Source organism: Zavarzinia aquatilis (assembly GCF_003173035.1).
Taxonomy (GTDB): domain Bacteria; phylum Pseudomonadota; class Alphaproteobacteria; order Zavarziniales; family Zavarziniaceae; genus Zavarzinia; species Zavarzinia aquatilis.
In genome coordinates this window covers 162,308-173,889 of record NZ_QGLE01000010.1, presented here as the reverse complement: position 1 = coordinate 173,889, position 11,582 = coordinate 162,308, and the positions used below count along the sequence as shown (strand labels likewise).

10 protein-coding genes are annotated in these 11,582 nt (G+C 66.4%); 6 read left to right on the top strand and 4 right to left on the bottom strand.

What is annotated here, in order from left to right; translation table 11 throughout:
• The 4 genes from DKG74_RS16460 to DKG74_RS16445 form a co-directional block, all read right to left on the bottom strand.
• Nucleotides 1–229 (bottom strand): acetyl-coenzyme A synthetase N-terminal domain-containing protein (locus DKG74_RS16460; protein ID WP_279340890.1); only part of this gene is annotated, 229 nt, incomplete at its 3' end.
• A 147-nt stretch (nucleotides 230–376) separates the two neighbouring features.
• The gene (locus DKG74_RS16455; protein WP_109907269.1) at nucleotides 377–1,531 is read right to left on the bottom strand and encodes a porin; all 1,155 of its coding nucleotides are present in this window, start codon (nucleotides 1,529–1,531) and stop codon (nucleotides 377–379) included.
• Nucleotides 1,532–1,794: 263 nt separating this feature from the next.
• A complete protein-coding gene (locus tag DKG74_RS16450) occupies nucleotides 1,795–2,619 on the bottom strand; it encodes a sulfotransferase domain-containing protein (protein ID WP_109907268.1) in 825 nt (274 codons plus the stop codon).
• 73 nt (nucleotides 2,620–2,692) lie between these two features.
• On the bottom strand, nucleotides 2,693–3,754 hold the full coding sequence (locus DKG74_RS16445) for a porin (protein ID WP_165837727.1): 1,062 nt from the start codon (nucleotides 3,752–3,754) through the stop codon (nucleotides 2,693–2,695).
• A 336-nt stretch (nucleotides 3,755–4,090) separates the two neighbouring features.
• On the opposite strand from DKG74_RS16445, the gene DKG74_RS16440 reads away from it, so the two are divergent.
• The 6 genes from DKG74_RS16440 to DKG74_RS16415 all read left to right on the top strand — a co-directional run bounded on the left by DKG74_RS16440 (nucleotide 4,091) and on the right by DKG74_RS16415 (nucleotide 11,582).
• Nucleotides 4,091–4,642: a DUF3576 domain-containing protein gene (locus tag DKG74_RS16440; RefSeq protein WP_109907266.1), complete on the top strand. Its 552-nt coding sequence runs from the start codon at nucleotides 4,091–4,093 to the stop codon at nucleotides 4,640–4,642.
• A gap of 156 nt (nucleotides 4,643–4,798) precedes the next feature.
• On the top strand, nucleotides 4,799–7,369 hold the full coding sequence (gene leuS, locus DKG74_RS16435; protein WP_109907265.1) for a leucine--tRNA ligase: 2,571 nt from the start codon (nucleotides 4,799–4,801) through the stop codon (nucleotides 7,367–7,369).
• A gap of 4 nt (nucleotides 7,370–7,373) precedes the next feature.
• Complete coding sequence (lptE, locus tag DKG74_RS16430; RefSeq protein WP_109907264.1) at nucleotides 7,374–7,922, top strand: LPS assembly lipoprotein LptE; 549 nt, start codon at nucleotides 7,374–7,376, stop codon at nucleotides 7,920–7,922.
• Nucleotides 7,923–7,931: 9 nt separating this feature from the next.
• The gene (gene holA / locus DKG74_RS16425; protein ID WP_109907263.1) at nucleotides 7,932–8,969 is read left to right on the top strand and encodes a DNA polymerase III subunit delta; all 1,038 of its coding nucleotides are present in this window, start codon (nucleotides 7,932–7,934) and stop codon (nucleotides 8,967–8,969) included.
• A 229-nt stretch (nucleotides 8,970–9,198) separates the two neighbouring features.
• Nucleotides 9,199–11,130 carry a hydantoinase/oxoprolinase family protein gene (locus DKG74_RS16420; RefSeq protein WP_109907262.1) on the top strand — a complete coding sequence of 644 codons (1,932 nt, stop codon included), beginning with the start codon at nucleotides 9,199–9,201 and terminating at the stop codon, nucleotides 11,128–11,130.
• Nucleotides 11,131–11,141: 11 nt separating this feature from the next.
• Nucleotides 11,142–11,582 (top strand): acetone carboxylase subunit gamma, encoded by a 441-nt coding sequence (locus tag DKG74_RS16415; protein ID WP_109907261.1) that lies wholly within the window; start codon nucleotides 11,142–11,144, stop codon nucleotides 11,580–11,582.

Here is an 11,582-nt window from a genome sequence, read left to right as displayed (position 1 = left end):
TGAGGGTGCCGTCATGGAACCAGCGGATGTGCACATCGCCGGGCCCGAAGGAGACATCCTTGACGGCGCCGGGGCTGTAGGGGCTGATCCAGTCGAGGCGCTTGCCGGCCTCGGCCCAGAAGCTGGCCGGATCCTCGACCGAGCGGCGATAACCCGCGGCGTAACCCGCCGCATCAACCTTCGCCTGTGCCGCGAAACCCGCGGGAACGGGGTAGATATCCTGGCTCATGCTGTTCCTCCCGCAATGCGCCTGTCGCTTTGGCGCGGATTATGGGAGGGCGCCGGAATGGGCGCAAGCTGACCGAAAGTTGTAAGCACAAAGTCAAAAGGGGCGGCCCCATGGGCCGCCCCTTCCAACGTCAGTTTGATCCGGAGATCAGAACGACAGGGTGGTGCCGACCAGGCCGACGGTCGCGTCGGCTTCGCGGGCGTTGATGTCCGACGACCAGTCGTAATACTGCACGCCAGCTTCGAGCTCGATGCCCGGCGCGAGATTGTAGCCGACGCCGACGAGGCCGGCGAAGAGCTTGTCTTCGCTGTTGCCGGCGGCCGCATTGCTCTTGCCATCGGCCACGCCCCAACCCGCGTTGGCGCCGAACGACCAGGGGCCGGTCACATACTGGGCGCCGACCAGGAACTGGTTCAGATCGACGTTCTTGCGGCCCGCATTGCCGTAACCGGCGGAGCGGTAGTTGTCGGTCCACATGTAGTTGGCGCCGAAGCTGAAGCCCTTGTAGGTGATGCCAGCGCCGGCAGCGACGCTCTGACGGTCGGCCGACGTGGCGGCGGCGCCGTCCTCGAGCTGGTCGTGGTAATAGGTCACCGACGCGATGAGGCCGAGATCGCCGAACTTGTTGTTGTAGTTCAGGCCGAACTCCAGAGCGTCGCCCGCCTGGTTGTCGTTGTCGGTTTCAAAGCCGCCGGCAACCGCGGTGCCGGGAGCAGCGGTGCCCGGATCTTCGCTCAGGTCCGGCGCGTAGGACACGCCGAACTGGAAGCCGGCCAAGCGCGGGGTCGTATAGGCCAGCTTGCTGGCGTCGAGCGCGTAGTGGTTCGGCGAGTTGAAGGCGGTCAGGAGGTGCGAGCCATTGATATTGGCGGTCGGCGCATAATCCTGATCTTCGATGCGCAGCGACTTCGAGCGGGTCACCGTCGGGATCTGATAGGCCATCGAATTGCCGACGCCGTCGTCGTTACCGAACATCACGCGGCCGAACGAGCCCGAAACCCAGAGGTAGGATTCGTCGATCTGGTCGGCGACGCTGGCGCCTTCCAGCTCGATGCGGAAGCCGTACTTCAGGCCGTTGGCGGTCTCGGCTTCGGCGGTGAACCAGATTTCGCTGTTCCAGCTCTCGAAGGAGACATTGCGGAAATTGTCGACGCCGTCATTGCGGTCGACATTGCCGATCATGGCGAAACCCTGGAAGAAGCCACCGAGCTTCAGCTTCAGGCCCTCGTCGGCCGCCTGGGCGCCGGTGGAAAGCAGGATGGCGGCCAGCGCGGTGGTGCCAAGAAGAATCTTGCTGGTCATGTGGTCTACCCCTCAAGCAGGCGTTTTATGGTGTGCCCTAACAAGGTGGATAGACCGATCGTCCGCCGGTCAGCAACAGGTAAGAAATGTCAGTAAAGTGACACGGGAGCTGTGTGTTGCTTCAGCCACAGTTTGTTGGACGACTCGGCCGTTTTTTACATTTTTATTTCGCAAATGCGAAAACTCAATTGATGCCGAAATCGCAGACCCTATGACCAAAGTCTTGTTGCGCTGCCTTATAGAACCGAAGTGATGGCGTGGAATCACAGATAGCCAAATCTCTTCATCACCGCGCCATGTTCGCTTTCGATCCGCTCGATTTGGGCGGCATCGAGGACATTGCGCCATTGCCCGGACTTGCCGACCCGGAAAAAACGCTCCGAGTGCTTGCTGCGCTCGGCGAAGCCATGCTGGGCTTCCTGATTCTGCAGGACTTTGAAGGACGAAAAGCGAATGGCGCGTTCCAGTCGGTCCCTGGGTGGGCGAAGGCCCAGGAAGGAGGCGATGCTGCCGAAAGTTTTCAGTGGCTTTTGTTCCATGTCCTCGTAGCGCACGACGAGAAGACCGCGACCGGCCTGCCCTGTCCAACCGGTGACATGGCCCGACCAGTCGCCGAGCCAGGTCTGGACCTGGGTCGCATTGCCGCCGATCACCGCCGCCGGATCGGCCATTTGCTTCAACATGTCGTCGAGGCCAAGGCCATAGTGGTCGGCCGCCGAAATGACGACGTCGCGGGGATCGCGCACGACATAGATGGCGCCAGCCGTGACCGCCATGTTGATCAGCGGCACGCCGTGGCGCACGCCGACCATTGAATGCGTCTTTACGAAGACCGAATCGGGAAAGGCGCCGGTCATCAAGGCCTGGGCGCGGGGACGCAGGGCGGAAATCCGCTCTTCGTCAAAGGCGACGGTCGAGACCCCGGCCGCCTTGTCGTACCAGATGCGATGATTGTCGCCGAGGGTGAACCGGCTGAGCGAGTCCGGCGGCAGGGGCGCCGGTGGATTGATCAACAGATGATGCAGAAAGGTCCGCAGCCAGGTATTGCCCGACTTGGGGTAGGACGACAGCCAGATCAGCGCACCCAAGCTGTATCTCCTCGAATATCGCACCAAAAGAAAAAGGGGGCGCGAGCGCCCCCTTTTCCCCGATCGAAAGAGATCAGAACGACAGCATCGAGCCGAGCAGGAACACGTCGGCGTCGTTCTTCGTGAAGGCGCCGCCGCCACCACCCTGGTTGTCCCAGTGCATGTAGCCGACCGCGAGGTCGAGACCGGTCGCGACCTTGTAGCCGCCGCCGACCGACAGACCCCAGATGGTGTCCGGGAACGAGTCCTGGTCCCACCAGATCGACTGCGCGCCGAGGGTCCAGGCGCCCTGGGCATACTGCACGCCGACGTCATAAGCCGACACGTCGTCGTTCGAGATGAAGCCGAAGTTGTCGATGCCGAGGTACGAACCACCGAGGGTGACCGTGCCCGCGCCGGCCGCGAAGCCGAGGTTGGCGCCGAAGCCGTAGGAGGTCTGGTCGTCGAGGACCGGGGCGCTGATCTCGCTCTCGAGGAACGCATAGGTGCCCGAGAGACCGACGGTGACGCCCGAGAACTCCTTGGAGTAGTTCAGGCCGGCGGTGAACTGCTGGCCAGCGCCGTTGTTGTCGGGCTCGAAGCCACCGGCGACGGCACCGTCAGCCGGATCCTGCGTGCCGTCCGGCGAGTAGGACAGGCCGAGCTGGAAGCCAGCGATACGCGGGGTGAAGTAGTTCACCTTGCCGGCGTCGCCGTCCGAATTGTAGGTGAAGGCGTTGAACATATAGTCGCCCGAATTCACCGTCAGGATGCCATTGGCGTCCGGCGAGGGAGCGACATAGCCCATCTGCGCGGCGACCGGATCGTTGGTGCCGAACTCGATACGGCCGAAACCGCCCGAGAAATACAGGAAGGCTTCGTCGATCTGGTCGGCGACGGACGCGCCTTCGAGCTGGATCTGGAAGCCGTAGGTCAGGCCATTGGAAGCGGTGCCTTCGGCGGTGAAGGAGATTTCGCTGTTCCAGGAATCGAACGAGACCTCACGGGTGTTCGCATCGCCGTCGCCGCCGGCCAGGACGACGCCCGAGAAGAAACCGCCCAGCGTGAGCTTCAGGCCTTCGTCAGCGGCCATGGCGCTGGTGGAAAGCAGCGCGGCAGTGGCAAGCGCCGTGGTGCTTAGAAGAATCTTTTTCATCATCCCCTCATTTCAGTACGAGGCAGCCGGGAGTGGCCCCCGGAACGATCCGGCAGGGTAACCCGCTGCCCGATCTCTACCCGCCGATAGAATTTCCGAAGACCTTCCGGGTCAAGCAAAAGGGCCGCTTCCACGGACGCGCGGGGGACATTGGGGCGACCCTGTTGCAGTTGCGTAACACTTACGAATGGTGCCGGGCCCCCGCCATTTCGTCGCCCGGACCGGCTTTCAGGGCCGATTTCAGCCCGCCGCCATTGCTTTGCCGCATTGCTTCACTTAATGAAGATCGGCAGCCCGCCGTCACGCGGGCGGTTTATATAGACGTGAGGGATATTGATGTCCGGACTGCGTTATGGTGCCAGGATCGCTTCGGCCCTGGCTGTCATGGCCCTGGCCGCCTGCGGCTCGACCGAAACCGTTCAGCAATATCCCCAGCAGAGGCCCGACGGCACTTACAGCCCGACGCCCGACCCCAACGCGCCCCAAGACGGCGGCCTGTTCGGCCCCGATGGCATCGTGCTTTTCGGCGGCAAGGACAAGGCCGACGATCAGGGCTCGAGCGGCATCGGTGTCAACGCGCTGCTGTGGCGCGCCTCGCTCGACACGCTGTCCTTCATGCCGCTGGTCTCGGCCGATCCCTTCGGCGGCGTGATCATCACCGACTGGTATTCCTCGCCCGACCGCCCGTCCGAGCGGATGAAGGCAACGGTCTATATCCTCGACCGCCGGCTGCGCGCCGACGGCCTGAAGGTCGCCCTGTTCCGCCAGCAGATCGGGCCGGAGCGCCAGTGGCTCGACGTGCCGGTCTCGGCCGAAACCGTCGGCCAGCTCGAGAACGCCATCCTGACCCGCGCCCGCCAGCTCCGCGTGCAGAGCCTCGGCCAGTAACAGCGCCTTATAGATAAGGTATCGGCATCGTGGCGCCCGGCGGCATTCACGCCGCCGGGGACAGACCGCTTGCCAGCGGCGAAGCCCTCGCCCTATATCTCTGTCTCCCGCGAGACCACCGCTGCCCGGCAGCGCCAGAAAGCCGATAGTTTTCCCATGTCGAACGAGCGTTACAACCCGCGCGCCGCCGAGTCGAAATGGCAGGCCGCCTGGGCCGCGGCCGATGCCTTCCGCGCCGGGGAAGACCGGTCCCGCCCGAAATATTACGTCCTCGAGATGTTCCCCTATCCGTCGGGGCGCATCCACATGGGCCATGTGCGCAACTACGCCATGGGCGACGTCATCGCCCGCTACAAGCGCGCCGCCGGCTTCAACGTGCTGCACCCGATGGGCTGGGACGCCTTCGGGATGCCGGCGGAAAACGCCGCGATGGAGCGCCACGTCCACCCGGCCGACTGGACCTACAAGAATATCGACACGATGCGGGCCCAGCTGAAGTCCATGGGGCTGTCGCTGGACTGGAGCCGCGAGATCGCGACCTGCCATCCCGAATATTACCGCCATGAACAGAAGCTGTTCCTCGACTTCCTGCAGGCGGGCCTGGTCTACCGCAAGGAATCCCTCGTCAACTGGGATCCGGTCGACAACACGGTGCTGGCCAACGAACAGGTGATCGACGGCCGCGGCTGGCGCTCCGGCGCCCTCGTCGAGCGGCGCAAGCTGTCGCAGTGGTTCCTGAAGATCACCCATTTCGCCGATGACCTGATCAAGGGCCTCGACTCTCTGGACCGCTGGCCGTCCAAGGTCCGCCTGATGCAGGACAACTGGATCGGCCGCTCGGAAGGCGCGCGCCTGTCGTTCCGCTTCAAGGGCGGGGCGCCGGCCGAGGCGATCGACGTTTATACCACGCGGCCGGACACGCTGTTCGGCGCGGCTTTCGTCGCCATCGCCGCCGATCATCCAGTCGCCGCCGCCCTCGCCAAGGCCGATCCGGTACTGGCCGCCTTCTGCGACGAATGCCGCCGCGGCGGGACTTCCGAGGAAGAGATCGAGAAGGCGGAGAAGCTCGGTTTCGATACCGGCCTCGAAGTCCGCCATCCGTTCAAGCCGGACGAGACCCTGCCGGTCTATATCGCCAACTTCGTGCTGATGGATTACGGCACCGGCGCCGTCTTCGGCTGCCCGGCGCATGACCAGCGCGACCTCGACTTCGCCCGGAAATACGGCCTCGAAGTGACGCCGGTGGTGTTGCCGCCCGGCGCCGACCCGGCGACTTTCGCCGTCGGCACCGAAGCCTATACGGGCGACGGCAAGCTCTATCAGTCCGGCTTCCTCGACGGTCTCGGCACCGTCGACGGCAAGGCCGCGGCGATCGCGAAGATCAGGGAACTCGGCGCCGGCGAAGGCACCGTCACTTACCGCCTGCGCGACTGGGGCGTCTCGCGCCAGCGTTACTGGGGTGCGCCCATTCCGGTCATCCATTGCGAGGCCTGCGGCATCGTGCCGGTGCCGGCGGCCCAGCTGCCCGTGACCCTGCCCGAGGACGTGACCTTCGATCTGCCGGGCAATCCGCTCGACCGCCATCCGACCTGGAAGCATGTCGACTGTCCGACCTGCGGCAAGCCGGCCCGGCGCGAGACCGATACGTTCGACACCTTCATTGATTCGTCCTGGTATTTCGCCCGTTTCTGCTCGCCGCGCAGCGACGAGCCCTTCGAGCGCGAGGCGGTCGATTACTGGCTGCCGGTCGACCAGTATATCGGCGGCATCGAACACGCGATCCTGCATCTGCTCTATTCCCGCTTCTACACGCGGGCGATGGAGGCGACCGGCCACATCGGCATCGACGAGCCCTTCGCCGGCCTGTTCACGCAGGGCATGGTCAATCACGCCACCTATCGCGCGGCCAGCGGCGAATGGCTGAACCCCGCCGACGTGACCACCGACGCGGGTGGCGCCCTGGTGCGCAGCGGGACCGGCGAGCCGGTCACCGTCGGCCGGGTCGAGAAGATGTCGAAGTCCAAGAAGAACGTGGTGGACCCGGACGACATCATCGAGCGTTACGGCGCCGATACCGCGCGCTGGTTCATGCTGTCCGACAGCCCGCCGGAGCGCGATCTGGAATGGACCGAGGGCGGCATCGAAGGTGCCTGGCGCTTCACCCAGCGCCTGTGGCGCATGGTGTCCGAGGGGCTGGAGCGAATCGGCCCGGCGGGCGATTCGGCCTTCGGCGCCGAGGACGCGCCCTTGCGCCGCGCCACGCACAAGACCATCGCGGGCGTCACCGCCGACATCGAAGCCTTCCACTTCAACAAGGCGGTCGCCCGGCTCTACGAATATGCCAACGCGGTGCAGGATGCCGCCCTCGGCAAGACCGGGGCGAGCCCGGCGGCGACGCGCGAGGCGCTGGAAACCATCGTCCAGCTGGTCGCGCCGATGATGCCGCATCTTGCTGAAGAGCTGTGGTCGCGACTTGGTCAGGGCACCATGCTGGTCGCCACCGCCTGGCCGACGGCCGATGCCACCCTCGCCGCCGATGACGAGATCACCATCGCCGTCCAGGTGCAGGGCAAGCTGCGCGGCACGCTGGTCGTTCCGGCCGATATCGACCGCGCGGCACTGGAGGCCCAGGCCCTCGCGCTTGAAAGCGTGCAGAAAGCGATTGACGGCAGGCCCCTGCGCAAGGTCATCGTGGTGCCCGGCCGTATCGTCAATCTGGTGGTCTGATCCCATGCCGCGCACGCCGTCGACCCCCCTCGCCTCCGGGCTGCACCGTCTCGCGGCGGCCTGGGTGCTGGGCGCCGCGCTGGCGCTCGGCGGCTGCGGCTTCCAGCCGATGTACGGCAGCCATTCCACCTCGGCCGAGGCGGAAAATCTGCTCGGCTCGGTCGCCATCGGGCCGATCGGCAAGGATCGCACCGCCCAGATCCTGCGTAACGATCTGATCGACAAGATTTCCGCTGGCCGTTCGGCGCAGAATCCGCGCTTCCGCCTCGACGTCCAGCTCGAGACCATCGAACTGGGCGGCCTGATCCAGACCGATTCGTCGATCACCCGCTATACCGTGACCATGCGCGGCAAGATTTCGCTGGTCGATCTTGGCTCCGGCCAGATGGTGATGAACGAACTCGCCCGGGCGACCACGGCCTATAACGTGCCGCAGTCCGAATATGGCGCCATCGCCGCCCAGCAGGACGCCTATCGCCGGGCTTCGGGCCAGCTGGCGGACGAAATCCGCTCGCGCATCGCAAGCTATCTCGAAACCCGCCCGAGAAACTGAGCCCCGGCCGTGAAGCTGGCCGGCGCCGCCATCGACCGCTTCCTGGCGAAGCCCGATGCGGCCGTGCGCCTCGCGCTGATCTTCGGGCCCGACAACGGTCTGGTGCGCGAACGCGCGGCCCGGCTCGCCCGCAGTGTGGTCCCTGACCTGAACGATCCGTTCCGTGTCGCCGAATTGACCGGCGCCATGCTCGACGACGACCCGGCCCGCCTCGCGGACGAGGCGGCGGCCATTTCCATGATCGGCGGCCGCCGGGTGATTCGCCTGCGCGAGGTCGCGGACAAGCACGCCAAGCTGATCGCCGGCTTTCTCGAAGCCCCGGCGGGCGATGCCCTCGTCGTCGTCGAGGCGGGCGATTTGCCGAACAAGCGCAGCACCCTGCGCACGGCGGTCGAGGAGGCGGGCAACGGCGCCGCCATCGCCTGCTACCCGGACGATGCCGCCGGGGTCGACGACCTGATCGACGCCGTGCTGAAGAAGGCCGGTCTCGCCATCGAGCCGGCGGCGCAAAGCTGGCTGAGCGAGCGCCTTGGCGCCGACCGCGCCCTCTCGCGCGGGGAACTCGACAAGCTCGTCCTTTACATGGGGACCGAAGCGAAGACGGTCACGCTCGACGATGTGCGGGCGGTGGTCGGCGATGCCTCGGAAATCGGTATCGACGATGTCGTCTCCGCCTGTCTCGTCGGCGACATGTCCCGGCTGGAGCGCAGCCTGGAGCGCTGCCGCCAGGCCGGGGAAAACGCCATCACCATCCTGCGCGCCGTCAGCCGTCAGGTGCTGCAGCTGCAGGCCGCCCGCGCCCTGATGGACGAGGGGTTGCAGCTCGACCGTGCCCTCGCCGCCATGCGCCCGCCGATTCGCTTCCCCCGCGACCGCGCCTTCAAGGCCCAGCTGCCACGCTGGAGCGCGCAGCGCCTGCTCGACGCCGTCGACCTTCTGGTCGAGGCGGAACTCGACTGCAAGACCACCGGCAATCCGGCGGATGCCCTGACCGCCCGCGCCCTGATGCGCATCGCTGGCGTCGCCGCCCGCGCGGGCCGGCGCTAGGGGGGCTTCCCGCCCCCCTGACCGCCCCCTAACCCCCTCCCCCCGATCGGGGGGATATGGACCGGGGTCCCCCGCCGAAAATAGCGTCAACGAAAACGAGGAAACGTCAGGTTGAGCATGTCTTCCCCCGCGCGGGGCCGGGCCACAGGCCCCGGCGCCGGGCGACGGCGAAGCCTTGCCCGACGCCGGGGTCACCCACTGGCGCTTCCCCCAAGACGCGGGAGAGGGCATGGGTCTGCTCATCAATATCGACAACGGCGGCACGCTGACGGACATCTGCGTGATCGACGGGGCGAAGGTCCATCACACCAAGACCATCACGACGCCCTATGACTTGTCGAAATGCTTCTTCGAGGGTCTGAAGAAAGCCTCCGTCGCCGTTTACGGCGAGGAAAAGCTGCTCGACCTGCTGGTCGCCACCGACCACATCCGCTACTCGACGACGCAAGGCACCAACGCCATCGTCGAGAAGAAGGGACCGCGCCTCGGCCTGATCCAGTCGGCCGGTGACGATCCGGCCGCCCTCGCCGCCACGGCCGAGGCGAAGGCCATGTTCGACGTCCTCGTCGGCGACCGGGTCCAGGCGGTCGACCTTTCCCTCACCGGCGATGCCTTCGACGGCGCGCTGGTCTCGGCGATCAATGCCCTGACCAACAATGGTGCCAACCGCATCGTCATCAGCCTGGGCGGCGGCGATTACCGGGCCGATGAGAAGCGGCTGAAACAGGCGATCCTGCGCAAGTTCCCGCGTCACCTCCTTGGTGTCGTGCCCGTGCTCTGCGCTTCGGAGCTGGTCGACGACGGCGACGCGGCGCGGCGCGGCTGGTCGGCCCTGATCAACGCCTTCCTGCATCCGGCGATGGAAGGCTTCCTCTACAACGCGGAAGCGATCCTGCGCGAGTGGAAGCACCAGAACCCCCTGCTGATCTTCCGTAACGACGGCGACAGCGCCCGCGTCGCCCGCACCGTCGCGGTGAAGACCTATGGCTCCGGCCCGCAGGGCGGCATGGAAGGCGCCCGCGCCCTTGCCGCGCACTATGGCTTCAAGCGCCTGCTGACCATGGACATCGGCGGCACCACGACCGATATCGGCCTTGTCGAGAACGGCGCCCCCCGGGCGCTGCGCCGGGGCGAGATCGAGAATATCGAAATCTCCTTCCCGCTCTCGGACATCGTCTCGGTCGGCGTTGGCGGCTCTTCCATCCTCAAGGTCGAGAACGGCGCGATCGTGGTCGGGCCGGAATCGGCCGGCGGCGCGCCCGGGCCGGCGTGTTTCGGCCTCGGCGGCACCAGGCCGACCATCACCGATGTCTTCCTGCTGACGGGCCTGATCGACCCCGCGACCTATTTCGGCGGGGCGATGAACCTCGACCGCGCGCGGGCCGAGGCGGCGGTGCGTTCCGCCATCGCCGAACCCCTCGGCCTCGATCTGCCGGCGGCCCTCGCCGCGGCGGAAAAGGCCTGGGTCGGCAAGATCGCCGACAGCCTGAAGGCCTTCACGACGATCGACGCGGACACCACCCTCGCCGCCTTCGGCGGGGCCGGGCCCTTCGTCGTCTCGGCGGTGGCCGAGGCGGCCGGCATCGGCCAGGTGATCATCCCGGGCCTCGCCGCTGTCTTCTCGGCCTTCGGCATCGGTTTTTCCGATATCGCGCAAGGTTACAGCCGTAACGTCGGCGCGGGTTCGGCCGAAGCCCTCGAGGCGGCGGCGTCGGAGCTGGTCGACCGGGCGAAGCGCGACATGTTCGCCGAGGGCTTCGACCTCGCCGACTGCCGCCTCGACTGGTCGCTGACCAGGGACAGCGCGGGCGCGGGCGAAGCCATCGCCTGGAGCCGGGGCACCGCCCTGCCCGCTGCCCTCGCCGGGGCGGGCGACATCGTCGTCGAGCTGCGGGCGGTGCGCCCGATCAACCACGCCAAACTGGTGAACGGCGCGGCACCCGCCGCGTCCGCCGCCGGGATCGCCGGCCAGCGCCGCCTGTCGGTGCCGGGCGAAGGCGAGGTCAGCCTCGCCGTGCATCGGCTCGAAGACCAACCGGCGGGCGCGAGCGCGGCCGGTCCCTGCATTCTCGAAGAAGCCTTCTTCACGGCCCGCATCGGCCGGGGCTGGCGGTTCAGCGTGAATTCCAACCGCGACACCCTGCTCGCCCGCGACCATTGAGGAGACCTTACGTGAAAGTCCTCGTCACCGAATACCTCCGCCTCGACCTCACGCGCGAGACCTGGGAATGCCGCCGCTGCGATCACGAGATCGCCAGCGCCCGCGAGAATTACAAGACCGGCCTGCTGATCCACGACCGCGAGCCGTCCGAGATCCACAAGCCGATGCTGGACCCCAAGCGTTACGACTTCACCTTCGCGCCCAATCCGCGCTGGTGCCGCATCCTCGAATACTACTGCCCGTCCTGCGGCACGCTGGTCGAGACCGAATATACCGTGCCGGGCCATCCGCCCACCCATGACATCGAATTCGACATCGACGCCCTGAAGGCGCAATGGGCCAACCGCAAGCCGGTCGTGGAGCGCACCCCGGGCAAGGACCTGCCCCGGCCCGAGGGGCATCACCACCACCACCATCATCACCACCACGATCACGAAGCGACGAAGGGCTGA

Coding starts and splice junctions, on each gene's coding strand:
- DKG74_RS16455 (WP_109907269.1), bottom strand. CDS start 1,531: ATGACCAGCAAGATTCTTCTTGGCACCACCGCGCTGGCCGCCATCCTG.
- DKG74_RS16445 (WP_165837727.1), bottom strand. CDS start 3,754: ATGAAAAAGATTCTTCTAAGCACCACGGCGCTTGCCACTGCCGCGCTG.
- DKG74_RS16440 (WP_109907266.1), top strand. CDS start 4,091: ATGTCCGGACTGCGTTATGGTGCCAGGATCGCTTCGGCCCTGGCTGTC.
- leuS (WP_109907265.1), top strand. CDS start 4,799: ATGTCGAACGAGCGTTACAACCCGCGCGCCGCCGAGTCGAAATGGCAG.
- lptE (WP_109907264.1), top strand. CDS start 7,374: ATGCCGCGCACGCCGTCGACCCCCCTCGCCTCCGGGCTGCACCGTCTC.
- DKG74_RS16420 (WP_109907262.1), top strand. CDS start 9,199: ATGGGTCTGCTCATCAATATCGACAACGGCGGCACGCTGACGGACATC.